This is a genomic window from Bradyrhizobium sp. IC3123 (genome assembly GCF_020193625.1).
Classification (GTDB): Bacteria; Pseudomonadota; Alphaproteobacteria; order Rhizobiales; family Xanthobacteraceae; genus Bradyrhizobium; species Bradyrhizobium yuanmingense.
Genome location: NZ_JADYVF010000002.1, coordinates 77,837 through 101,613 on the forward strand (window position 1 = coordinate 77,837; position 23,777 = coordinate 101,613).

General features: G+C 65.7%; 22 protein-coding genes. 8 read left to right on the top strand and 14 right to left on the bottom strand.

Annotation, left to right across the window (positions count from 1 at the left end):
- Window positions 1-141: 141 nt before the first annotated feature.
- Both I6F20_RS05760 and I6F20_RS05765 read right to left on the bottom strand, forming a co-directional pair.
- Window positions 142-2,130, bottom strand: coding sequence for a primary-amine oxidase (locus I6F20_RS05760; protein ID WP_225125400.1), 1,989 nt, complete (start codon window positions 2,128-2,130; stop codon window positions 142-144).
- Window positions 2,131-2,145: 15 nt separating this feature from the next.
- Window positions 2,146-3,336: a serine hydrolase domain-containing protein gene (locus I6F20_RS05765; RefSeq protein ID WP_225125401.1), complete on the bottom strand. Its 1,191-nt coding sequence runs from the start codon at window positions 3,334-3,336 to the stop codon at window positions 2,146-2,148.
- A gap of 182 nt (window positions 3,337-3,518) precedes the next feature.
- Here I6F20_RS05765 and I6F20_RS05770 point away from each other — a divergent pair, with 182 nt between their 5' ends.
- A complete protein-coding gene (locus tag I6F20_RS05770) occupies window positions 3,519-4,505 on the top strand; it encodes a helix-turn-helix domain-containing protein (RefSeq protein ID WP_225125404.1) in 987 nt (328 codons plus the stop codon).
- 6 nt (window positions 4,506-4,511) lie between these two features.
- On the opposite strand, the gene I6F20_RS05775 is transcribed toward I6F20_RS05770, so the two are convergent.
- The 3 genes from I6F20_RS05775 to I6F20_RS05785 form a co-directional block, all read right to left on the bottom strand.
- Complete coding sequence (locus I6F20_RS05775) at window positions 4,512-5,177, bottom strand: methionine ABC transporter permease (RefSeq protein ID WP_057029183.1); 666 nt, start codon at window positions 5,175-5,177, stop codon at window positions 4,512-4,514.
- Complete coding sequence (locus I6F20_RS05780; RefSeq protein ID WP_225125406.1) at window positions 5,167-6,306, bottom strand: methionine ABC transporter ATP-binding protein; 1,140 nt, start codon at window positions 6,304-6,306, stop codon at window positions 5,167-5,169. Before I6F20_RS05780 ends, I6F20_RS05775 begins: the two co-directional genes overlap by 11 nt.
- 225 nt (window positions 6,307-6,531) lie before the next feature.
- Window positions 6,532-7,338, bottom strand: coding sequence for an enoyl-CoA hydratase/isomerase family protein (locus tag I6F20_RS05785; RefSeq protein ID WP_225125408.1), 807 nt, complete (start codon window positions 7,336-7,338; stop codon window positions 6,532-6,534).
- A gap of 118 nt (window positions 7,339-7,456) precedes the next feature.
- Between I6F20_RS05785 and nthA the strand changes: the two genes are divergently transcribed.
- Genes nthA through I6F20_RS05800 form a run of 3 tightly spaced genes read left to right on the top strand, consistent with a single transcriptional unit; the run spans window position 7,457 to window position 9,122 of the window.
- Window positions 7,457-8,089 carry a nitrile hydratase subunit alpha gene (gene nthA, locus I6F20_RS05790; RefSeq protein ID WP_035999337.1) on the top strand — a complete coding sequence of 211 codons (633 nt, stop codon included), beginning with the start codon at window positions 7,457-7,459 and terminating at the stop codon, window positions 8,087-8,089.
- The gene (gene nthB / locus I6F20_RS05795; protein ID WP_057029182.1) at window positions 8,086-8,745 is read left to right on the top strand and encodes a nitrile hydratase subunit beta; all 660 of its coding nucleotides are present in this window, start codon (window positions 8,086-8,088) and stop codon (window positions 8,743-8,745) included. The genes nthA and nthB overlap by 4 nt, the downstream gene beginning before the upstream one ends.
- Window positions 8,745-9,122 (top strand): nitrile hydratase accessory protein, encoded by a 378-nt coding sequence (locus I6F20_RS05800; protein ID WP_036028031.1) that lies wholly within the window; start codon window positions 8,745-8,747, stop codon window positions 9,120-9,122. Before nthB ends, I6F20_RS05800 begins: the two co-directional genes overlap by 1 nt.
- A gap of 109 nt (window positions 9,123-9,231) precedes the next feature.
- On the opposite strand, the gene queC is transcribed toward I6F20_RS05800, so the two are convergent.
- The gene (gene queC, locus I6F20_RS05805; protein WP_225125410.1) at window positions 9,232-9,945 is read right to left on the bottom strand and encodes a 7-cyano-7-deazaguanine synthase QueC; all 714 of its coding nucleotides are present in this window, start codon (window positions 9,943-9,945) and stop codon (window positions 9,232-9,234) included.
- Window positions 9,946-10,072: 127 nt separating this feature from the next.
- Here queC and mazG point away from each other — a divergent pair, with 127 nt between their 5' ends.
- Window positions 10,073-10,918, top strand: a complete 846-nt coding sequence (gene mazG, locus I6F20_RS05810) for a nucleoside triphosphate pyrophosphohydrolase (RefSeq protein ID WP_225125412.1) — start codon at window positions 10,073-10,075, stop codon at window positions 10,916-10,918.
- Between the two features lie 18 nt (window positions 10,919-10,936).
- On the opposite strand, the gene hflX is transcribed toward mazG, so the two are convergent.
- The 4 genes from hflX to I6F20_RS05830 all read right to left on the bottom strand — a co-directional run bounded on the left by hflX (window position 10,937) and on the right by I6F20_RS05830 (window position 16,625).
- On the bottom strand, window positions 10,937-12,319 hold the full coding sequence (gene hflX / locus I6F20_RS05815) for a GTPase HflX (protein ID WP_225125413.1): 1,383 nt from the start codon (window positions 12,317-12,319) through the stop codon (window positions 10,937-10,939).
- An 11-nt stretch (window positions 12,320-12,330) separates the two neighbouring features.
- Window positions 12,331-12,579, bottom strand: coding sequence for an RNA chaperone Hfq (gene hfq / locus I6F20_RS05820; protein WP_007591126.1), 249 nt, complete (start codon window positions 12,577-12,579; stop codon window positions 12,331-12,333).
- Window positions 12,580-12,828: 249 nt separating this feature from the next.
- The gene (gene ntrX, locus I6F20_RS05825) at window positions 12,829-14,199 is read right to left on the bottom strand and encodes a nitrogen assimilation response regulator NtrX (RefSeq protein WP_036039494.1); all 1,371 of its coding nucleotides are present in this window, start codon (window positions 14,197-14,199) and stop codon (window positions 12,829-12,831) included.
- 17 nt (window positions 14,200-14,216) lie between these two features.
- Entirely contained in the window at window positions 14,217-16,625 is a 2,409-nt protein-coding gene (locus I6F20_RS05830) for a sensor histidine kinase (protein ID WP_109145803.1), read from the bottom strand.
- Between the two features lie 176 nt (window positions 16,626-16,801).
- Between I6F20_RS05830 and I6F20_RS05835 the strand changes: the two genes are divergently transcribed.
- On the top strand, window positions 16,802-16,948 hold the full coding sequence (locus I6F20_RS05835; protein ID WP_167361662.1) for a hypothetical protein: 147 nt from the start codon (window positions 16,802-16,804) through the stop codon (window positions 16,946-16,948).
- Window positions 16,949-17,137: 189 nt separating this feature from the next.
- On the opposite strand, the gene ntrC is transcribed toward I6F20_RS05835, so the two are convergent.
- From ntrC to dusB, 3 genes are read right to left on the bottom strand one after another with little or no spacing between them, the layout of a single operon-like run.
- Window positions 17,138-18,580 carry a nitrogen regulation protein NR(I) gene (gene ntrC / locus I6F20_RS05840; RefSeq protein WP_035999368.1) on the bottom strand — a complete coding sequence of 481 codons (1,443 nt, stop codon included), beginning with the start codon at window positions 18,578-18,580 and terminating at the stop codon, window positions 17,138-17,140.
- Between the two features lie 9 nt (window positions 18,581-18,589).
- Window positions 18,590-19,765, bottom strand: coding sequence for a two-component system sensor histidine kinase NtrB (locus tag I6F20_RS05845; protein WP_035999469.1), 1,176 nt, complete (start codon window positions 19,763-19,765; stop codon window positions 18,590-18,592).
- A complete protein-coding gene (gene dusB / locus I6F20_RS05850; protein WP_085968735.1) occupies window positions 19,762-20,763 on the bottom strand; it encodes a tRNA dihydrouridine synthase DusB in 1,002 nt (333 codons plus the stop codon). Before dusB ends, I6F20_RS05845 begins: the two co-directional genes overlap by 4 nt.
- A 276-nt stretch (window positions 20,764-21,039) precedes the next feature.
- Between dusB and I6F20_RS05855 the strand changes: the two genes are divergently transcribed.
- Together I6F20_RS05855 and I6F20_RS05860 are read left to right on the top strand one after the other, a co-directional pair.
- Window positions 21,040-22,221, top strand: coding sequence for a bifunctional 2-C-methyl-D-erythritol 4-phosphate cytidylyltransferase/2-C-methyl-D-erythritol 2,4-cyclodiphosphate synthase (locus I6F20_RS05855; RefSeq protein ID WP_225125416.1), 1,182 nt, complete (start codon window positions 21,040-21,042; stop codon window positions 22,219-22,221).
- Between the two features lie 3 nt (window positions 22,222-22,224).
- Window positions 22,225-22,833, top strand: a complete 609-nt coding sequence (locus tag I6F20_RS05860; protein WP_035999375.1) for a CinA family protein — start codon at window positions 22,225-22,227, stop codon at window positions 22,831-22,833.
- Between the two features lie 6 nt (window positions 22,834-22,839).
- On the opposite strand, the gene I6F20_RS05865 is transcribed toward I6F20_RS05860, so the two are convergent.
- Window positions 22,840-23,622 (bottom strand): mechanosensitive ion channel family protein, encoded by a 783-nt coding sequence (locus I6F20_RS05865; protein ID WP_050996038.1) that lies wholly within the window; start codon window positions 23,620-23,622, stop codon window positions 22,840-22,842.
- Between the last annotated feature and the right edge of the window lie 155 nt (window positions 23,623-23,777).

The following is a 23,777-nucleotide window of genomic DNA, read 5'->3' on the forward strand; positions in this document are numbered from 1 at the left end:
CATGCGCTCATGCGCGCTGCTTCTTTGGAATTGGAATGCTTCTAGAATGTTTCTGTCAGTGTGTCAGGACCCGACCGCGTGCGACGGCCGCGTCGCGCAATCAGTGTTGCGACCAAAGCCAGGGGTGGGAGCGGATGAAGGTCACGTCCGGTCCGCGTGACAACAGGTCGTGCTCTTCTCGCCAGCCAGCACGCTGCGGCTGTTGCGGTCCGGCGGAAGGTCGCCAGCCGCATTCGCCGCAAAGAATCCGGTTGGCTTCAACACGAAGCCGGCATATTCCACCGGCATGATCGGGAAGTCTTCGGGCTTGCAGACATGGGTGTGGCCGAAGGAGTGCCACACCACGATGTCGGCATTCTCGATATTGCGATTCTGCGCGGCATAGCGCGGCAGGCCGTCACCGCCGGCGTGAACGTTGGGATAGTCGCCGCTGGCATATTTCTCGGCCGGATCGAATGCAGTCACCCAGATATGCCTTGTGGCAAAGCCGCCGCGCTTGCGCACGTAACTACCCTCCTGGGCCAGCATCAGCGGGCTGGGATTGACGACGAGCTTGTAGGCCGGTGCACCGCCGACCGAGTTGATCTCGTTCGGATTACTGATCTTCCAGAATCGGCCGGTCTCGCCATTGGCGACCGCTGCGGCGTCGCGCTCGCGCGACAGCACGCGCGTGGTGGTGTCGAACACGTTGCCGTGCGGATTGTCGTCGCCCCAGGGCCGCGGCACGAACTCGTGCTCCGTCACCGTGTTACCGCCGCCGTCGAGATCCATATGCAGGCGGACGTTGAAGAAGTGCTGGTGCGTGGGGCCGCCGAGATTATCGTCGACCATGCCGCCCCATCGGTACTTTTCGCCCGGCCGCACCGCGGCGGTCTGGATGATGCCGGTGAGTTTCGTCTCCAGCTGAATCGTGCCGTCCTGATAGAGATACCAGTAGAAGCCGTAATCGTAATTGCCGACGGTGGCGAAGAACGAGATCACGAGCCGCCGGGATCTCCGCACCTCGAACAGGCCGTTGCGAAACTCGTAGTGCTTCCAGGCAATCCCGTAGTCCTCCTCATGCATGCAGATCGCGTTCTGCATGACGAAGGGCTCGCCCTTGTTGTCGGCGGCAGGCACGTCGAAATAGTGGATGTTGCCGAGGCAGTCGCAGCCCAGCTCCAGCGCGTTGGCGAGCATGCCGAGCCCGTATTCGCCGGCATCGAAGGCCGACTTCCAGAAGTGGCTAGCGGTCGGATCGGCGTAAGGCACCACCATCTCGGTAACGCTGGCGCGGTGGATCAGCGACCGCTTACGCGCGCCGTCCTGGTAGGCGAGCTGATGCAGCACGAGGCCCTCGCGCGGCGTGAATCCGACGCGGAAGCTCCATTTTTGCCAGTCGACTTTCCAGCCGTCGACCTTGAAGCTCGGCCCATCCGGCTGCTCGATATGCAGCGGCTTGATGTCGGTGCGCGGGTTTGGCACCTCATGCGCGCCGTAGTTCCGTTTCTTGCGCGGAATCGGCACGATCGGATCTTCATCCGTGAGCTCGATGATCTTGCGCCCGATGAGGTCGACCACAGCGACCACGCCCTCGATCGGATGGGCGTAGCCGTTGTCCTGGAGATGCTCGCGAAAATAGCTGACGGCCCGGACAATGCGGGCGCCGCGCTCGAACTCCTTGTCGAAGAATCCGGAGGAGAACGGGTCGACCTGGACCAGCTCGATGTCCTTGTCGGTCAGCCCGCGCCGAACCATCGCCGCCCGCCAAGCGGGATCGGCCTTCACCACGGCATCGCACTTGAACAACTCTTCCAGCATCACCGGCGGCTGCCCATAGGGCGCCTCGCGGTTCGGCACGACCTTGCGGCCGACGATCTCGCCGCGGCCGAGGTCGACGATATGCTCGATCGCCTCGCCCGTGGCGACGTCGAGCGTCAACGCGAAGGCGCGGCGTCCCACCTCGCCTGAAGCCAGCTCCTGCTTGGTCGGCTCCTCCAGCCGCACCGTCGGGAAACGGCAGTTCTCCGCTGAAGTGGCCGCCGCCCGCACCGAGGCGCAAGCCGCGGTGATCTCGTCGGCCGTCAGCGGATCGAGCGGATGCGGTGTCGCGGTCTGCGCTCGCGGTTGGGCTTTGGTGGTTTCAAGCATGAGGACGTCCAAATATCAGGCGAGATGTGCGGTGATGGCGCGGAAGGCAGCAAACCAGCGCTGGTCGATCGACACGTCCATCGCCTTGGGCTGTGTTGCGAGCTTGACGATGACGGTGTCGGAGTCGAGGTCGACATAGAGTTGCTGGCGGTGAATGCCGATCGCGGTGAGCGCGTTGCGCGAAGGATCGATGGTGAACCATTTGCTGCGGTAGCGCGCGCCCGGGAAGAACTCGGCGAGGTCGCCATCGGCCCACGCCTTGGGATCACCGTTCTCGCGGATATCGTCGATCCACCAGCCCGGCACCACCTGCCGGCCCTCGACGACGCCGCGGCAGCGGATCATCTCGCCGAAGCGGACGAGATCGCGCGCCGTGACCGAGATGCCGCCGGCAATACGGCCCATGCCGTGGCTATCGAGTGTGAGAGAGCCGTCCTCCTCCGCGCCCAGGGGCTGCCACAGAAACTCGGAGAGAATAAGATGGTAGGGCATCCCACAAGCGCGTTCATAGAGCCAGCCGAGCACCTCGGTATTGGGCGAGACGTAGTGGAACACCTTGCCGTGCGGTTTGCCGCTGCCGCGCAGCGTCGTCAGATAAGCGCGCTGATGGCTGGGCTCGACGTCCGGCGGCGGCACGTCCCAGCCCGAGGAGAACCGATAGCGCGCGAGGTCGCCGGCGGGGTCCTCGTAATCCTCCTCGAACTTGATGGCGACGGCCATGTCGAGCAGGTTGCGGACGGTGCAGCCGGCGTAGGCCGATGTCTCCAGCTCCGGCACGTAGCGCAGCACCCTCGCCTCCGGATCGACCAGGCCGCGCGCGGCCAGCACGCCGCCGAGCGTGCCAGCGATCGCCTTGCTGATCGAGCAGATCAGATGCGGCGTGGTCGCGCTCATGCCGTCACCGTACCATTCATGGATCAGCGTACCCTGATGCATCACGAGGAGCGTGTCGGCAAAGGTTTCGCGCAGCGCGCACTCGATCGTGGTCGCGTTGCCATCAGGCCCGGTGAAGCCGAGCTTTGCCAGTTCGCGCGGGGCGCTTCTCATCGGCGTCGGCCGGGCGGAGCGGCGGATCTCTGCGGTCGGCAGCACTTCGCGGGTGTGGGTGAAACCCCAGCGGATCGCGGGAAAGCTGCGCCAATTGGCTCGCGTCACCTGAGCCTCGGGTACGGGCGGGCTGCCGCGCATGACATCGGTCGGTCGCATCTCGATCCCTCCGCGAAGCGCCGTCCCGGCAGCGATGTCGGAGCGGCAGGACGGAAGCCTGCACCGCGGCGCTGTCAGGCGTTATCGAGATCCGGCAATATTTTGCTGGACAGCGCTCATGGCCGTGCCAGTCTGGCGTGGTTCCTGCTCGGTGCTGGACTCAAGGATTTCGACGTATTGCCATGGCCTTAAGGGCAACTCTTCCGATTCAAGACTCGGCTGCCTGCTTGCTCCAGGCGAACAGCACGGATGTCGATGAGCATTGCGCAAGCCTCGGCCGCTGGCGGCTGAGCTACGATCAGATCAGCGCCGGCGCGTTCCGGGGCAGTTTCACGCAACTCTCCTTGCCGCGGCTGGAGGTGTTCTGCGAGATCACCAGCCAGCAGGTCCGCCAATATGGCCAGCTTGGCGCCGACAGTTTTGGCATCGGCCTGCCCTGGCACGGCGACGGCGAGCTCAGCTTCAACGGGACCGGTGCCAGCGGCGCCCGCGTCCTCGCCAGCATCGACGCCGAGATCGACATGTGTACCCCGAAGGCCTTCGAGCTGCGCGGCGTCGTTGCCAGCACGGTGTTGATCGCAGAGCTCGCCGCCCGGCTCGACATCGAGCTGCCGCGCACCGCGTGGCACCGGCTGCAGGTGATCGAAATGGCGGAAGCGCCGGTCGCGCGGCTGCGGGCGCATCTGGCCGCCATTCAAGCGACGATCACGACCGCTCCGGCAACGTTCAACGATCCGGCGGCGAGGCAGGCCCTGGAAGACGCCCTCCTCGTCGAAATCATGGACATGCTGCCGACCGCACGTCCGAGCGATCCCGGCCGCGGTGCGGCGGCTCGGAAGCGAACCGTGGATCGTGCCCGCGAGCTGATGCATGGCAGGGGCGATCGCTCGCTCTCGCTGCTGGAGGTCTGCAAGGCCGTCGGCGCCAGCCCGCGCAAGCTCGGCTATTGCTTCCAGGAGGTTTTGGGCACGAGCCCGATGCACTATTGGCGCGCGATGCGGCTGAACCGTGTGCGGCGCGATCTCAAGGGCGCCGTCAACGAGACCTCGGTCTACGACGTCGCGGTGCAGCACGGCTTCTGGCACTTCAGCCAGTTCTCGCTCGACTACAAGCGTCACTTCGGCGAGCTGCCCTCGCAGACGCTGCGTCGCGCGAGGTGTGCCGCCTGACCGGATTCAGCGATGCCGCAGCCGGCGGTTGACCCGGCGCGCCAGGTAATCGCCGGCGCTCTGGACTATCTGCACCAGTGCGATCAGCACGACTACGACGGCCAGCATCATCTCCGGCATGAAGCGCTGATAGCCGTAGCGGATGCCGAGATCGCCAAGGCCGCCGCCGCCGACTGCGCCGACCATCGCGGAATAGCCGAGCAGGCTGACCACCGCGAGCGTCAGCGCCAGCAGCAGGCCGGGCAGCGCCTCCGGGATCAGGACCTTGAGCACGATCTGAAGGGGCGAAGCGCCGAACGAGGACGCAGTCTCGATCAGGCCGCCGTCGACCTCGCGGATCGCAGCCTCGACGAGGCGCGCGATGAACGGCGTCGAGGCGATGGTCAGCGGCACGATAGCGGCGGTCGAGCCGATCGAGGTGCCGGCAACGAGGCGCGTGAACGGGATGATGGCGACGACGAGGATAATGAAGGGCGTCGAGCGCGTCGCATTGACGACGATGCCGAGCACGCGATTGACGATGGGCGCCGCGAACAGCTCGCCTTTGCGGCTGGTGGCCAGGAACACGCCGAGCGGCAGGCCGAACGCGGTGCCGAGCAGCGCCGCGATGCCGACCATGTACAGGCTTTCGAAGGTAGCCTGGACGATCAGGTTGATGAGTTCAGGCGACATAGCCGAGACGCTCCGCCGAGAATTGATATCGAGAGAGCCAGGCGAGCGTCCGCATCACCGCGTCCTCGCCGCCGGGAATTCCGAGCGTCAGCGAGCCGACATGCTGGCCGCCAATCTCGTCGATGCGCGCCGACAGCAGCGACACGTCGAGGGCTAGCTCACGCGCGAGGCGGGCCACCACGGTATCGCCGGCCCCTGCCCCGCGCACCTGGATCCGGATCACGGCCTGCCCGCCGGCAGGCTGCGTCGAAACGATTCGGCTCGCCAGCGAGACCGGCAGGCTGTCGCCGATCACCTCGGCCAGGAAGGACTGCGTGATCGGATGTCTTGGCTGCGTGAAGATGTCGGCGACGTGGCCACTCTCGACGACGCGGCCGGCGTCCAATACCACCACCTCCTTGGCGAGCTGGCGCACCACGGACATCTCATGCGTGATCAGCACGATGGTCACGCCGAGCTCGCGGTTGATGTTCGCAAGCAGATCGAGGATCGCGCGCGTGGTCTGCGGATCGAGTGCCGAGGTCGCCTCGTCCGACAGCAGCACGCTCGGCCGCGTCGCCAGGGCGCGGGCGATGCCGACGCGCTGCTTCTGGCCGCCGGACAGTTCGGAAGGATAGCGGTCGTGCTTGTCGGCGATGCCGACCAGCGCGAGCAGCTCGGCGACGCGGGCCTTGATGTCGGTCTTGGTCCAACCGGCGATCTCCAGCGGCAGCGCGATGTTGTCGGCCGCGGTGCGCGAGGACAGCAGGTTGAAATGCTGGAAGATCATGCCGATCGAGCGCTGCGCCAGCCGCAGCTCGCGGCCGGCCAAGGCCGAGATATCGCGGCCGTCGACGATCACACGGCCCGTGGTCGGCTTCTCCAGGCCGTTGATGAGCCGGACCAGGCTCGACTTGCCGGCGCCGGAGCGGCCGATCACGCCGGTGACGGAGCCGCGCGGAATGGCGAAGTCGATGTCTTGCAGCGCGTTGACGCCGGGCTTGCCGCGATAGGCCGGATAGGTCTTGGAGATGCCGGCGAAACGGACCATCGCGTGCGGCACGGCGAGCGCGGGTGAAATCGCTTCGATCGTTTCGATCGGTCGTCCGATCGCGAGCGATTGGCGGGCATTCATGGAGATGGCCTTCATGCACGATAGCTCGGTCACCCAGATGCCCAGGGCACATGGGAACCGGTCGCGTCTGCGACGGGGTGAGAATGGCGACGAGGGCTCAATCGAGCGCGCTGCACCGCAGCACGCACCTTCGCTCTTTCTGGTCTTCCTTGCAATCTCAGATATTTGGGAGGACTTGGAGGAAGTTTTCCCGATCGCCTCCAGGCGGAGAAGATTATCCGCCGACTATCGGCGCTGTGATCACCGACCCCGGAACCGCGGCTTGCGGCGCGTCAGGAACGCCTCCACGCCCTCCTTGTGGTCCTCGCTGAGGCTGGCGAGCGCGAACTGATCGACATCCATGTGGCTCGCAAGGTCGTCCAGCGCATGCGCGAGCCGGTTGACGGTCAGCTTGGTCATGGCGACGGACAGCGGCGGCTGCGCGGCAACCTTGCGGGCAAGCTCCATGGCGGCATCGAGCGCATGGCCGGGATCCGCCACCTGCTCGACGAGCCCCCATTCATAGGCCTCGTCCGCGCTGATACGCTGGTCGGCTAGGATCACCGCCTGCTTGGTGCGGGCCGGCCCAATCAGATGCAGCATGCGCGGGATGCTCTGCCAGCTCATATTCATGCCGAGCCCGATCTCGGGCACGCGCAGATGCGCATCGCGCCCCATCACCCGGAAATCGAGCGCCACCGCGAGGGCGACGCCGCCGCCGACGCAAAAGCCTTCGATCGCGGCGATGGTGATCTGTTCCATCTCTTGCCAGACGTGCGTCAGGCGCGGCCCGAGCTTGAGGTGCCGCCGCAGCGCGCCGAGGTCCATCTCCTTGCGCGAGCGTCCCTCAGCGTCCTTGAGATCGAAGCCGGCGCTGAAGGCGCCCGAGCTGCCGGTCAGCACAACGACCGAGGTCGCTGCATCGTCCTCGAAGCTGCGCGCGGCCGCCGTGAGCTGGCGCAGCGCCTCCGGCGAGAGCGCGTTGATGCCGTCGCCGCGGTCGAAGCGCACGACCGCGATCCGCCCCTCCGGCCCGAGACCCTTCTCGATCTTCACGTAGTCGGTCACCATCATCTCCACGATGTTTGCGGGATGCTAGCGCACAACTGCCCTCACGCATACGTGCCAGGACTGCACTGCAACGAGCCCTCGACAGCCCCTAGCCATTGCGCCTATCTTCCGCCGCATGAGCCAAGATCACGACCATCATCACCACGATCACGATCATTCCGAGCTGTCCGAGACCGAGCTGCGCGTGCGCGCGCTCGAGACGATCCTGACCGAAAAAGGCTATGTCGAGCCGGCTGCGCTCGACGCTATCATCCAGGCCTATGAGACCAAGATCGGCCCGCACAATGGCGCGCGCGTGGTCGCCAAAGCCTGGACCGATCCGGCGTTCAAGACGGCGCTGCTGCAGGACGGCTCCAAGGCGATCGGCACGCTCGGCCATGTCAGCCGCGTCGGCGATCATCTCGTCGTGGTCGAGAACACGCCCGAGCGGCACAACATGGTCGTGTGCACACTGTGCTCCTGCTACCCCTGGGAAATGCTCGGGCTGCCGCCGGTCTGGTACAAGGCCGCGCCCTACCGCTCGCGCGCGGTGAAGGACCCGCGCGGCGTGCTCGCCGATTTCGGCGTCGCGCTGCCGAAGGACACCGAGATCCGGGTGTGGGATTCCACCGCCGAGACGCGCTTCCTGGTGCTGCCGATGCGCCCCGCGGGCACGGAAGGCTGGAGCGAGGAGCAGCTCGCCGAGCTCGTGACGCGCGACTCCATGATCGGCACCGGTTTCCCCAAGACGCCGGGCGCACCGTCGTGAACGGCGTGCACGACATGGGCGGCATGGACGGGTTCGGCAAGGTCGAGCCTGAGCCGAACGAGCCGATGTTTCACGAGGAATGGGAGTCGCGCGTGCTGGCCATGGTGCGCGCGATGGGCGCGGCCGGCGCCTTCAACATCGACACCTCGCGCTTCTATCGCGAGACCTTGCCGCCGCACGTCTATCTCTCGAGCTCTTATTACAAGAAATGGTTTCTCGGGCTCGAGGAGATGCTGATCGACAAGGGCTATCTCACCCGCGAGGAGGTCGCTGCCGGCCATGCGATGCAGCCTGCAAAGGCGCTCAAGCACGGCAAGTTCGACCGCGCCAATGTCGAGCGCGTGATGGTGCGCGGCAAGTTCGGCCGCCCTGCCCCGGCTCCGGCGAAATTCAACATCGGCGATCGCGTCCGCGCCAGGAATATTCATCCAGCCACGCACACGCGGCTGCCGCGCTATGTCCGTGGCCATGTCGGCGTGGTCGAGCTGAACCATGGCTGTCACGTGTTTCCTGACACGGCGGCGATGGAGCGCGGGGAGAACCCGCAATGGCTCTACACCGTGGTGTTCGAGGGCCGCGATCTCTGGGGCGAGGACGGCGATCCCACGCTGAAGGTCTCGATCGACGCGTTCGAGCCCTATCTGGATCCGGCGTGATGAGCAGCGCGCTTGCGGCCGCCGCGACGGCGGCGATCCCGAGCATTCCGTGCGACGACGACGGCCCGGTGTTCCGAGCGCCCTGGGAGGCGCATGCCTTCGCGATGGCCTTGAGCCTGCACGAGCGCGGCGTATTCACCTGGCCGGAATGGGCCGCAGCACTCGCAGACGAGATCAAGCGCGCCCAGGCCGCCGGCGACCCTGATACCGGCGAGACCTACTATCTGCACTGGCTCGCCACGCTGGAGGGCCTCGTCGCCCGCAAGGGCGTCGCGTCGATGGAGACGCTGCACCGCTATCGGAATGCGTGGGACCACGCCGCCGATCGCACGCCGCACGGCAAGCCGATCGAGCTCAGGCCGGAGGATTTTGGTTAGCTGTTGCCTCTCGTTATTGCGAGCGCAGCGAAGCAATCCAGAATCCCTCCGCAGTGGCAGTCTCGATTGCTTCGTCGCAAGGGCTCCTGGCAATGACGACAGAGCGAGCTTACCGTCCCGCCACGTACTCGTTCCACCCCTTCGCCCGCAAACTGCAGGCCGGGCACTCGCCGCAGCCGTAGCCCCAATCGTGCCGTGCGCCGCGTTCGCCGAGATAACAGGTGTGGGAGTGCTCGCGGATGAGATCGACGAGGCCGTCGCCGCCGAGGTCATGCGCGAGCCGCCAGGTCGCGGCCTTGTCGATCCACATCAGTGGCGTGTGCAGCTCGAACTGCTTGGCCATGCCGAGCGAGAGCGCGGCCTGCATGGCGCGGACGGTCTCGTCACGGCAATCGGGATAGCCGGAATAATCGGTCTCGCACATGCCGCCGACGATGTGGCTGATGCCGCGCCGGTAGGCCAGCGCCGCCGCAAAGGTCAGGAACACGAGGTTGCGGCCCGGCACGAAGGTGTTCGGCAGGCCGTCCGCGCCCATCGCGATCGCGACGTCGCAGGTCAGCGCCGTCTCGGAGACGGCCGCCAGCGTCGGGATCGACAGCGTGTGGCTCTCGCCGAGCCTTGCGGCCCAATCGGCGCGCAGGCCCTTGATGCCGTCGAGCAGGCGGTCGCGGCAGGCAAGCTCGATGGCGTGGCGCTGGCCGTACTCGAACCCCAGCGTCTCCACGCGGGCGAAGCGGCTCAGCGCCCAGGCGAGGCAGGTGGTGGAATCCTGGCCGCCGGAGAACAGCACCAGCGCGGTTTGTGAGGAAAATGCATCACTCATGGCCCGCGCTTTAGCATCGCACGACTTGCCCGCCAATCGGTGGAAATCGGCCAGTTCCGCCGCCTTGTGCTGGGATCGGAGGCCCGCTTTTGGCATAAGGCTCTGGATCCCAGGAGACTGCCCGGCAATGACCCCTTCCCGCGACATTTCCCGCCTGATTGAGATCATGGCGGCGCTGCGCACGCCGGTGACCGGCTGCCCCTGGGACCTCGAGCAGGATTTTTCGACGATCGCGCCCTACACGATCGAGGAAGCCTATGAGGTGGTCGACGCCATCACCCGCGGCGATCTCGACGATCTCAGAGAGGAGCTTGGCGATCTCCTGCTCCAGGTGGTGTTCCACGCCCAGATGGCTTCTGAGCAGAACGCGTTCAATTTTGGTGACGTGGTCCTGGCCATCACCCGCAAGATGATCCGCCGTCATCCCCACGTCTTCGCCGACAAGGACGGCAATCTCGCCTCCTCCCACGTCAAGGAAGTCTGGGACCGCATCAAGGCGGAGGAGAAAGCCGAACGCGCCGCGCGCCGGCCGCCGGAGGAGGCGCCGACGCACAAGTCGCTGCTCTCGGGCGTGAAGGCCGGCCAGCCCGCGCTGACGCGTGCGATGGAGCTGCAGCGCAAGGCCTCCACCGTCGGCTTCGACTGGAACGACCCGCGCGCGGTGCTGCACAAGATCCGCGAGGAGGTCGACGAGATCGAGGCGGCATTGGACCGCAACGACAAGCAGGAGATTGCGGAAGAGACCGGCGACCTCATGTTCGCCCTCGTCAACCTCGCCCGCCATGTCGATGCCGATCCGGAGGCTGCGCTCCGCGCGACGAATGCAAAATTCGAGCGCCGTTTTGCCTATATCGAGCGGGCACTGGAGGCGCAGGGTCGGACGCTCGAGCAGGCGTCGCTGGCGGAGATGGATGCGCTGTGGAATGCCGCGAAAGTGGAGACGAAGGTGACTTCGGAGACGCGAACCGCGTAGTCCAGATGCGCGCCGGCCTCACGCCGGCAGATGTGGCACGGCGTCGAACCTGTTCACCACGATATCCCGCTTGGTCTCGTCCACCCGCACGGTCATGTCGAAGCGGCCCTCGTGCAGCTCCTTCGACAGCACCTCGGCATTGCGGTGCAGCCAGCTGATGCCGGCGCCGTCTGCGGCGTCGATGGAGAGATCGAGCGTTGTCCGTTTCGCCGCGAGCCGCTGCTCGATCGCGGCGAGCAGAGCGTCGACGCCCTCGCCCGACACGGCTGAGACCAGCATCGCCGGATGATCCTCCGGCCTGCGCGCGACGATGTTGAGCAGCTCTTCGCGTTGCTCGGGGTCGAAACGGTCGATCTTGTTCCAGACCTCGATGATGCGGCCGGAATCATCAGGGTTGATGCCGAGCTGGCGCAGCACCGCATCGACGTCGCTCTGCTGCGCCTCGGCATCTTCATGCGAGATGTCGCGGACATGCAGGATGACATCGGCTTCCAGCACCTCCTCCAGCGTGGCGCGGAAGGCGGCGACGAGCTGCGTCGGCAGGTTGGAGATGAAGCCGACGGTATCCGAGAGCATCGCCTTGCCGCCATGCGGCAGGTTGAGCGCCCGCAAGGTGGGATCGAGCGTCGCAAACAACATGTCGGCCGCCTGCACGTCGGCGCGGGTCAGGCGATTGAACAGCGTCGACTTGCCGGCATTGGTGTAGCCGACCAGCGCGACGACACGATACGGCACGCGTTGACGGCCGGCGCGATGCAGACGCCGCGTCGCCTGCACCTTTTTCAGCTCGCTCTCCAGCTTGGAGATGCGCTCCTGGATCAGGCGGCGGTCGGCCTCGATCTGCGTCTCGCCGGGGCCGCCCATGAAGCCGAAACCGCCGCGCTGGCGTTCGAGATGGGTCCAGGAGCGCACCAGGCGCGAACGCTGGTAGTTGAGATGCGCAAGCTCGACCTGCAGCGAGCCTTCCCGGGTCTTGGCGCGGCGGCCGAAGATTTCGAGAATGAGCCCGGTGCGGTCGAGCACCTTGGCATGCCATTCCTTTTCGAGATTGCGCTGCTGGATCGGCGACAATGCGCAATCCATCACCACGAGCTCGACCTCGAGGGTCTTGATCAGCCCGGCGATCTCCTCGACCTTGCCTTTGCCGATATAGGTCGCGGGGCGGATCTGGCTGACCGGCGCGACGATGGCATCGGCAATGACGAGATCGATCGCACGTGCGAGGCCCGCGGCTTCATCGAGCCGGGCCTCGGTATCGCGCAAAGCATGAGTCTCCGATTGCGCGTCGGCGCTGCCCGCGCGCACGCGCAAGTAGGGGCCGATGACAAGCACCCGCCCCGTCTGCGTAGCCCCTGCCGACCGCGGACGGTCGGCATCCCCGTCGAAATTCCGGGGTTCCAATCAGGTCACTCTCAAGCCGGCTGGTCCTCGCCGCCTTCGAACAACTGAATCGGAGCGCCCGGCATGATGGTCGAAATCGCATGCTTGTAGACCAGCTGCGAATGACCGTCGCGCCGAAGCAGCAAACAGAAATTGTCGAACCAGGTCACGATGCCCTGGAGCTTCACTCCGTTGACCAGAAAGATCGTCAGTGGCGTCTTGGTTTTGCGAACGTGATTAAGGAAGGTGTCCTGTAGGTTTTGTGCGCGGTCTGCCGCCATTGTTTTTTTCTCGCTTTGAGTTTCTTTTTATTGCGCCGGATGCGGCCCTCTTTGTGGAGTTCGGGGCTTCCTCCGGTTGCCGTCCTTCATGAGATCCCCCTCGGAAGGAACAGCGGTTCGATTAGAGGACAGGTCGGGATATTAGGCAAGCCGCTTGAAGCGGCAGGCGTGGCCCTATTGCCCCGAAAAATTACGGAAATCGATGATTTTCTTTGCCTATTCCCGAGATGCCGCCGCAGCGTCGCAGCATTAGCCGACGCCGAGCGCTTTCAACTTCCGGTGCAAGGCCGAACGTTCCATGCCAACGAACTCGGCCGTTCGAGAAATATTTCCTGAGAAACGGCTGATCTGTGCAATCAAATAGTCGCGCTCGAACACCTCGCGTGCTTCGCGCAGCGGCAGGCCCATGATGTGCTCGCCATTGTTGCTGGTCGGCATCGCCGGCACCATCGAGCCGACATCCTGCGGCAGCATGTCGGCGGTGATGATGACTTCCGGCCCGCCGGCGGCCAGAATCATGACTCTTTCAACGTTGTTGCGGAGCTGGCGCACATTGCCGGGCCAGACATGCGATTGCAGCACCGCCATTGCGTCCTGACCGATCTGGCGCTTGGGCAGGCCGCTGCCGGCCGAGATCTGCTCCATGAAATAATCGATCAGTTCCGGAATGTCCTCGCGCCGCTCCGACAGTGCGGGCACGCGGATCGGCACCACCGAGAGCCGGTGGTAGAGGTCCTCGCGGAAACGGCCGGCCGCGATCTCCTCCTCGAGATTGCGGGCGGTCGATGAGATGATGCGCACGTCGACCTGCACCTTGGCGGTGCCGCCGACGCGCTGGAACGACTGCTCCACCAGCACGCGCAGGATCTTGTTCTGGGTCTCGCGCGGCATATCCGCGATCTCGTCGATGAACAGCGTGCCGCCATGCGCCTCTTCGAGCGCGCCGGGCTTGCGCGGTTGCTCGCCATTGGACTGCTCGACGCCAAACAGCTCATGCTCCATTCGCTCGGGCGTGATCGCGGCGGCGTTGATGACGACGAACGGACCGTCGGCGCGGCCCGAAGCGGTATGCAGCGTGCGCGCGGTCAGCTCCTTGCCGGCGCCGGCGGGGCCGACGATCAGGATGCGGCTGTTGGCCTTGGCCGCCCGCTCGATGGTCTGGCGCAGCTGGTTCATGCTGGGCGAGCGGCCGACGAGCTGGCTGGCGCTCGGGGCGAGCTGCTTCAGCTCCTTGACCTCGCGCTTCAGCCGCGAGTTCTCCAGCGCTCTGGTCGCGACCAGGATGAGGCGGTCGGCCTTGAACGGCTTCTCGATGAAGTCGTAGGCGCCGCGCTTGATCGCGGCGACCGCGGTCTCGATGTTGCCGTGGCCGGAGATCATCACGACGGGCAGATCGGCATTGTCCTTCTTGACCTGCTCCAGGAGCTGCAGGCCGTCGAGCTTGGAGCCTTGCAGCCAGATGTCGAGAAACACCAGATGCGGCCTGCGATTGGCGATCTCGGCGAGCGCCGTGTCGCTGTCACGCGCGGTCCTGGTGACGAACCCCTCGTCTTCGAGAATGCCTGCAACGAGATCGCGAATATCGGCTTCGTCATCGACAATCAGAATTTCACTTGCCATGGATCGCGCCTGTCTTGTCAGCTGCCTGTTGAGGCTTCGATTTTGGTTGAATCATTGGTCTTTTCAGCCGGCTCTTTGGTTCCGGCGGCCGGCTCTTTTGTTGCCTGGGTCGCGACGGATTCCGTCGCCGTTTGCGTGATGTCGGGCTTGGAGGTTGTCCCAGTCGCGTCGTTGACCGTCGGCACTTGCTCTGTTGTCGCGGACTTCGCGGGTTGCCCCGACACGGCAAAGCGCATGCGCATCCAGGCGCCGCGCTGGCCTGGGCGGAAGTCTGAGGCGTCCTTCAGCTCGATCCGCCCGCCATGGTCTTCCAGCACGCGCCCGACGATCGCAAGCCCCAGCCCGGTGCCCTTGGCACGCGTGGTAACGTAGGGCTCGAGCAGACGCGAGCGCGCGACCTTGGGCAGGCCGATGCCGTTGTCGATGACGTCGATCAGCACGTCGTCGCCCTCGCGCGACACCACGACGTCGATACGCCCCTTGCCGAGCTCCTCGGGCGGGACCTGCTCGATGGCCTCGGTGGCGTTCTTGACGATGTTGGTGACCGCCTGCGAGATCAGGCGCCGATCGAACTGGGCGCGCAGCGGATCCTGCCTGAACTCGGCCTCGATGTCGATTTCGGGATGGGCGACCTTCATCAGGAACACGGCCTGGCGCACCGTGTCGGCGACGTCCTCGCCTTCCATCACGGGCTTCGGCATCCGCGCAAAGCGCGAGAACTCGTCGACCATGCGCCTGATGTCGTCGACCTGGCGGACGATGGTATCGGTGCACTGGTCGAAGATCTGCTTGTCCTTGGTCTCTGTGATGTCCTTGCCGAACTTGCGGCGGATGCGCTCGGCCGAGAGCTGGATCGGCGTCAGCGGATTCTTGATCTCATGCGCGATGCGGCGCGCCACGTCGCCCCAGGCCGAGGTACGCTGCGCCGAGACCAGCTCGGTGATGTCGTCGAGCGTGATGATGTAGCTGTCATGCGGCTGGTTCTTCTCGGCGCTGACGCGGACCGACAGGTTGCGCTCGGTGCCGTCGCGGGTGATCGTGATCTGGCCCTGCACCAGGCGCTGGGTGCCTTCCCGCGCCGTCTTCATCATCTCGTCGAGCTCGGGCAGCACGTCGGAGAGCGGATGGCCGAGCGTCTCGGCTTCGGAGTGCCCGATCAGTTTCTCTGCGGAGCGGTTGAGGATGCCGACGCTGCCGGACGCGTCGACGCCGATGATGCCGGCGCTCGCGGATGACAGCACCGCCTCGATGAAGCGGCGGCGGCTGTCGATGAGGTCGCTGGCATTGACCAGCTCGTCGCGCTGGCTGCGCAATTCCTGCGTCATCTTGTTGAAGGTCTCGCCCAGCTGGGCGAGATCGCCCTCCGACTGGTGCACGGGCACCTGGACGTGCAGGTCGCCGGTCGAAACTGTATGTGCCGCGTTCATCAGCCGCCGGATCGGCGAGACCAGCGAGTTGGCGAAGTTGAGACCGATCAGCACCGAAGCCATGAGAATGGTCAGCGCGATCACCGCGAACATCAGCGCGAAGGCGACCTGGATGCCGAGCCTGCGCGATTCGATCTGGGCGTATTCGGCGACGCTGACCTCGGTCTGCTTGAGCTGATTGACGACATTCGGATCAAGCGGCCTGGCGACATAGAGGAAGGTGTCGTTGAAGGCGCGCAGGCGGATCACCGCGGCAACGAAGCTCGCATCGGGGAGCACCGCGATCTCGGGCTCGTTCTCGTTGACGTTGCTGAGAAAGTCCGGCGCGGGCGGCGAATAAGCGAGCCGCATGCCGGTGTCGGCGGATTCCAGGATGTTGGTGTTCTTGTCGATGATCATCGCGCCCGGCAGGTTGCGCGACGCGGCGCTCGCCGTCAGCATCTCGCGGAACGAGCGGCGGTCCTGGTCGTAGAGCGGCCGGGCATGGGCGATGTCGTTGGCCATGCCGAGAATGTCGCCGCGGATCAGCTGCGCATGGTCCTGCATGTAGGCCCGCGCGATCGTCAGCGAGTTCTGGATCACCTCCTTGGTCGGCCCGGAGAACAGCCGGTCGAGGCCGCGCTCGATGGTGACGTTGGCGACGACGGCGACCAGCACCGCCGGCAGCACCGCCACGATCGAGAACAGGCTGACGATCTGGACGTGGAGACGCGCCGCCGCCCTGCCCCGCCGCCGCGCCAGGATGAGCTGCCAGAGTTCCCGGATAATGATCCCGACCAGCAGCAGGATCGTGGCGGCATTGATCAGATAGAATGTGCGGACCACCCCGGGCGTCGGCTCGATCGTGCTCAGACCCGTCAGGACCAGGAAGGTCAGGAAAGCCGACAGCAGCGCGAGCGCGACGGCAAAGGGCGCCAGCCAGCGTCGCACCGACCAGCGCCGGGGCTCTTCCGCTGGGGCCGTGTCAAAGTGTGCGGCCGAGGTATCTGCGCTGGTCATTCCGGCAATGGCGGTGCTGAAAACGGGTCCGCGGACGCGCGGATACTGATGTATTCGTACCACATTGTTGCCGAATTGCGACAATTCCGCGGCGTGTTCGCCCTGGCGGACCCGCGCAATCCACAGGCACATGCCGCCTGGGCGGAACGGATTCCCGCCGTCCCGGCTTAATCCGCATGGATAGGATCTTTCTCGCGACGATGGTTTCGGCCGTTCTGCTGCTGATCGTGGCCGCCGACCTCCTGGTCAACGGCCTCGGCCTTCAGCAGCCGCCGCTGAATGTCGCGAGCGTGGTGCCAGCCTCCGGCGGACTGGTCAGATAGGCGCAATGGCCGCGCTGCGGCCGACGACCAATTTGAATGTGCGGGCGGAACATTAGAGTCCCGTCAGGACTTGTGCTCACCGCGTCAGCCACAACGGCCAGCGCGATCCGGACAGGCTCAGCTCTGCCTTGGTAGGGGGAGCTGAGCCACCGGTCCGCGCTAGCGCGTTTGGCGTTCGTCGCAAGAAAGTCAGCCCCCGCTCCGATACACCTGGATGTCGAGATCCCGGATCTTCTTCCGCAGCGTGTTGCGGTTGAGGCCGAGCAGGTCCGCGGCGCGGATCTGGTTGCCACGCGTGGCGGCGAGCGCGGCCGTGAGCAGCGGCACCTCGATCTCCTTGAGGATACGGTGATAGAGGCCAGGCGGCGGCACGCCGTTCGGGAAGCCCTGGAAGTGCGAGGACAGATACGCCTCCACGGCGCCGCCGAGATTGTCGACCCCCTGCTGGACCGCAGCCCCCGGGCTGACCGAGGGCGGCGCGAGCTCGCCGTCGATGACGGAGGACGTGATCACGTCCTGCGGATAGAGCGCGGCGAGCCGCCGGGCGAGGTTTTCCAACTCGCGCACGTTGCCGGGCCAGCGGTGCTGCTTCAGCCGCTCCAGCGCCAGCGTGTCGAGCTTCTTCGGCGGCAGACCGTCCTTCTCGGCCAGCGTGAAGAAGTGCCGCACGAGATCCGGCAGGTCCTCGATGCGCTCGCGCAAGGGCGGCAGCCGCAGCGGGACGACGTTGAGGCGGAAGAACAGGTCTTCGCGGAACAGGCCCTGCTGGATCAGCACGCGCAGGTCCTTGTTGGACGCCGCGACGATGCGCACGTCGGTCTTGATCGGGGTACGGCCGCCGACGGTGGTGTATTCGCCCTGCTGCAGCACGCGCAGCAGGCGGGTCTGCGCCTCCATCGGCATGTCGCCGATCTCGTCGAGGAACAGCGTGCCGCCCTCGGCCTGCTCGAACCGGCCGGAGGCGCGGGTGTTGGCGCCGGTAAAGGCACCGCGTTCGTGGCCGAACAATTCGGACTCGATGAGATCGCGCGGGATCGCCGCCATGTTGACCGCGACAAAGGGGCCGTTGCGGCGCTTGCCGTAATCGTGCAGCGCTCGCGCCACCAGTTCCTTGCCGGTTCCGGACTCACCCGTGATCATCACGGTGAGATCGGTCTGCATCAGGCGCGCCAGCACGCGGTAGATTTCCTGCATCGCCGGCGAGCGGCCGACCAGCGGGATCGCCTCCATCTCGGCGTCCTCGTCCGGCGACGAGGTCCGCTCCTTCGGCTCGGCGAGCGCGCGGCCGACGATGGCGATCAGTTCCTTCAGGTCGAAGGGCTTTGGCAGATATTCGTAAGCCCCGCGCTCGGAGGCGCGGATCGCCGTCATGAAGGTGTTCTGCGCGCTCATGACGATGACGGGCAGGTTCGGCCGCATCTTCTTGATCCGCGGCAACAGGTCGAAGGCGTTTTCGTCCGGCATCACCACATCGGTGATGACGAGATCGCCCTCGCCCTGGCTGACCCAGCGCCACAGCGTTGCGGCATTGCCGGTCAGCCGCACTTCGTAACCGGCGCGGGACAGTGCCTGATTGAGAACGGTGCGGATGGCGGTATCGTCATCGGCTACGAGAATGCTACCTGCGGGCATCGTTGATCCTCATTTTGCCCCCTGTGACGCAGGCGACGACTTCCCGGCAGAGCCGTCGCGACTGCTTTGATCGGCGTGTTTGACCGATGTGGAATACATCGGCATCAGCACGCGGAAAGTGGTCTTGCGCGGCTGAGATTCGCATTCGATGATGCCCCCGTGATCGCCGACGATCTTGGCGACCAGCGCAAGGCCGAGACCCGAGCCGGTCTGCTTGGTGGTCACGAAGGGATCGAACAGGTTGGGCAGAAGATCGTCGGGCACGCCGGGTCCGTTGTCCTTCACACAGAATTCGAGCGGAAGGGATACCCGCGATTTTTGACCGGGGACTGACAGGCGCACACCGGGTCGGAACGCGGTGGTGAGCTGGATCTCGGCATCGGGCACGTCGATCAGCGCTTCGGCGGCGTTCTTCACGAGATTGAGGAACACCTGGATTAGCTGGTCCTGGTTCGCCAGCACCGGCGGCAGCGAGGGATCGTAATCCTCGACGAAGCGGATGTTGCGGGCAAAGCCCGACTGGGCCAGCCGCTTGACGTGATCGAGCACCGAATGGATGTTGACGGGGCCGCGCACCACGGGGCGCTCGTCGCCGAACACCTCCATGCGGTCGACCAGCGTCACGATGCGGTCGGCCTCGTCGCAGATCAGCCGCGTCAGCATGCGGTCCTCGGACGAGGCCTGCTGCTCGAGCAGCTGCGCTGCGCCGCGAATGCCCGAAAGCGGATTCTTGATTTCATGCGCGAGCATTGCTGCTAGCGCTATCACCGAGCGCGCTGCGCTGCGATGGGTGAGCTGCCGATCCATCTTGTCGGCGATGGTGCGCTCCTGCAGCATCACGACGATATGGCCGGGCCGCTCGGTGAGTGGAGCCACGTGCAGGTCGACCTGGCGATCGCCGCCCATGCGCGGCGTGCCGAGATCGACCTTGTATTCGTTGACCGGCGCGTTCGAGGAGCGCACTTGGTCGATCAGCGCCAGCAACGGGCTGCCGAACGGCACCAGCTCCTTTAGCGACTGCCGCTTCAGGAATTGCGTGGAGATCTCGAAGAAGGCCTCGGTGGCGATGTTGGCGGCGACGATCTTGCCGTCGGGCCCGATCATGAGCACGGGGTTGGGCAAAGCATCCAGGATTGCGTCGCTGTCGGACTGAAGCGGCCGACGATGTTCAGCGGCTGAACTCATGCAGCAGCGCTCCATGCGAAGTCGTCGAAGGCGTCTTGCAGTGCATCGTGAACGAGGCGCGGATCCTCCGAGACCAGGATCTTCTGCCGCCAGGATTTCAGCTTCTCGGCCGGCGCACGGCTCGCCTGCGCTGCGACGTCGAGCGCCCAGCCAAGATGCTTGCGGGCGTGCCTCAGTCCGATGCGCAGGCCATAGAGCGCACAAACGCCGTCATAGAGCGTGCGGACATAATGCAGCTGCGTCTGGAGCGAGGGCACGGCTTCCTCGGCCCCGCCGTTCAGACGGCGGCCGATCTGGCCCGGCAGCCAGGGCTGGCCCTGCGCGCCGCGGCCGATCATCACGGCGTCGGCGCCCGAGGCGTCCAATGCCGCCAGCGCCTTCTCGTAGGAGGTGATGTCGCCGTTGACGACGAGCGGAAGGGAGGTGGCCTCGCGCACGGCGCGGATCGCATCCCAATCGGCCTCGCCCTTGTAGAACTGGCAGCGGGTGCGGCCGTGCACGGTGACGAGCTTGATTCCAGCGGCCTCGGCACGTCGCGCCAGCTCCGGCGCGTTGCGGCTGCGGTCGTCCCAACCGAGGCGCATCTTCAGCGTCACCGGCACCTTCACCGCCGCGATCGTCGCTTCGATCAGGCTGACGGCGTGGTCGAGGTCGCGCATCAAGGCCGAGCCGGACTGGCCGCCGGTGACGTGTCGGGCGGGACAGCCCATGTTGATGTCGATGATATCGGCGCCTTCCGCTTCGGCGATCCGGGCGCCTTCGGCCATCCAATGCATCTCGCAGCCGGCGAGCTGGACCACATGCGGGCCGATGCCAGTGGCTTCGCAGCGCAACCGGGACATCCGGTGGCCATTGGCGAGCTCATCGCTCGCGGTCATTTCAGACACAACGAGACCAGCCCCAAGCTCGGCGGCCAGCCGGCGGACGGGCGAGTCAGTCACACCCGACATCGGCGCCAGGAAGACCGGGGTGGCGACTTCAATATCGCCTATTTTCAACGGCTTAGAGCCTGATACTGCCGAGCCGGTCACAGGGGTCCCGTTGACTGGGCAGGGCCTCATCGCGCCTGCCATGATCTATCTTGCGCACAATTCTTGTGCAGTCAAGCGTCATGCCTACAGTTTAGACAGTTCTGTAGATCTTTCAAGTGCAGTGCAGCAAAATGCTGTTTCCCACAATCCGGGGAAACCCCCTTTTTTTGCGGGCCTGCCGTGCTAGAGGCATGCCGGCAAATCACCCCTGCTCTTTCATTAGCAATTGAGTATTTGAGTCCTATGGCGAAATCACAGCGCACCGCGGTCGTCCTCGTCGCAGCCGGGCGTGGACTGCGCGCCGGCGCCGGCGGGCCGAAGCAATATCGCGAGATCGGCGGCGTGGCCGTGATCCGCCGCGCCATGGAAGCCTTCAGCGGTCACACCGAGGTGTTCGCGGTGCAGCCGGTGGTGAACCCCGACGACAGCGCCATGTTCACCGCAGCGGTCGCAGGGCTCAGGCACGAGCCACCGACCAATGGCGGCGCGACGCGGCAGGCTTCGGTGCTCGCCGGCCTCGAAGCGCTGGCCAAGCACAATCCGGACATCGTGCTGATCCACGACGCCGCGCGCCCCTTCGTCTCGGAAGGCGTGATCTCGCGCGCGATCGAGGCGGCGAGCCGCACCGGCGCTGCGATCCCCACCGTTGCCGTCACCGACACCATCAAGGTCACCGGCGAAAGCGGCAACGTCGAGGCCACGCCGGAGCGCGCTTCCTTGCGGATCGCACAGACGCCGCAATCCTTTCGTTTCGACGTCATCCTCGAGGCGCATCGTCGTGCGGCAAGGGATGGACGCTCGGATTTCACCGACGATGCCGCGATTGCCGAATGGGCAGGATTGACGGTTGCAACCTTTGAAGGCGATGTTGCCAACATGAAGCTCACAACTCCCGAGGATTTCGTGCGCGAGGAAGCGCGCCTGGCCGCCCAGCTCGGCGACATCAGGACCGGCACCGGCTACGACGTGCACGCCTTCGGCGAAGGCGACCATGTCATGATCTGCGGCGTGCGCGTGCCGCACACCAAGGGTTTCCTGGCTCATTCCGACGGCGATGTCGGCCTGCATGCGCTGGTCGACGCAATTCTCGGCGCTCTCGCCGACGGCGACATCGGCTCGCACTTCCCGCCGAGCGATGCGAAGTGGAAGGGCGCCTCCTCCGACCAGTTCCTGAAATATGCCATCGAGCGCGTCGCAGCGCGCGGCGGCCGCGTCGCCAATCTCGAGGTCACGCTGATCTGCGAGCGGCCGAAGATCGGCCCGTTGCGCGACACCATGCGGGCGCGCATCGCCGAGATCTCCGGCGTCGACATCTCGCGCATCGCAGTGAAGGCGACCACCAGCGAGCGGCTCGGCTTCACCGGCCGCGAGGAAGGCATCGCGGCCACCGCGAGCGCCACCATCCGCCTTCCCTGGGGCATCTAGGCCATGGGCGGCAGCGACGCACGCGCCCTCTCCCGCTCGCTGCTCGATCTGTGCCGGATGCGCAAGCTGACGATCGCAACGGCCGAATCCTGCACCGGCGGTCTCGTCGCGGGCGCACTGACTGACATCCCGGGCTCGTCCGATGTCATCGACCGCGGCTTCGTCACCTATTCCAACGAGGCCAAGCGCGCGATGCTTGGCGTCGAGGCGAGCACGTTGGCCAATTTCGGCGCCGTAAGCAAGGAGACCGCGACCGCAATGGCAATCGGTGCGCTTGAGCGCGCCGATGTCGATCTCGCGGTCGCCATCACCGGCATCGCCGGCCCGGGCGGCGCCACGCCCGGCAAGCCGGTCGGTCTCGTGCACTTCGCCGCCGCCGCCCGCGACGGCCGCATCATCCACCGCGAGCACCGCTTCGGCGCCATCGGCCGCAGCGCGGTGCGCGCCCGCTCCGTGGTCGAGGCGCTGCGCATGCTGATGGATCTGGCCCGCGGCCCGCAAGTCGCGGCCAAGCCGCAGCGCACCGCCGCCAGCCGCCTGCGCCCGCGTGTGACGCGCTCACCGCGCCGGCATGTGGTGAAACGCAGGCCGCCACGTCCGCCGCGGGGATAGAACGCCTTAGGCGGCCGTGGCAAGCAGCGCGCTCGCATGATCGAGCACGCACTGCTTGACCGCGCCAGCTTCAGACGGTTTCGCCTTGGCGCTAACCGTCAATTCCAGGATCGGCGCGGCGGGATTGGCGACATCGAGGACCTTGCTGACGGAGACGGCAGGTTGCGCCTGATCGTCGATGCGGGAATCCTTGCGAAGCTCCTTCAGAATGCGATCGGCCAGCGCCGGAACGGCGCCGGCGGGGACCGGAAACGTCACCTTGATCTCGCCCGTGCCAGGATAGGCGCTGTGGTTGATGATGGCCGCGCCCCAGACCTGTCCGTTCGGCAACAGGATCTGCGTGTTGTCGGGCGCGACCAGCTCGGTCATGAACAGCGACAGCGACCTCACCTTGCCCGCCTTGCCGGCGACCTCGACATCGTCGCCGATGTGAAATGGCCGGAACAAGAGCAGCATCACGCCGGCGGCGAGATTGGACAGCGTGCCCTGCAAGGCAAGACCAATGGCGAGCGAGGTCGCGCCCAGCACGGCAACGAGGCTCGCCGTCTGGATGCCGAACAGCTGCAGCACGGCGATGCCGACGACCGCGAGCACGCCATAGCGCGCAAGGCTGCCTACGAACAGCGTCACCAGCGGGTCGACGCGGTGCGTAACGCTGAGGACGCGCGTGACGAAGCGTTGCATCGCGCCGGACAGATACCAGCCGACCGCGAGCAGCAGGACCGCGTAGATCGCGTTCAGGCCATACAGGACAAGCGAAGCTTTCAGCGTGTCGAAATTGATAGTCATGGCGGCTCCAACCCGGTCAGTCGGTTGAGAACGCGCCGCGATGCGAAATGATCCCGGTGGATGCTGATGGGGAACACGGAGCGATGTTGGATTGGGAGGGCACGCCCGCCGCTCCATTGCCATTGCGAGCGCAGCGAAGCAATCTAGAATCCCTC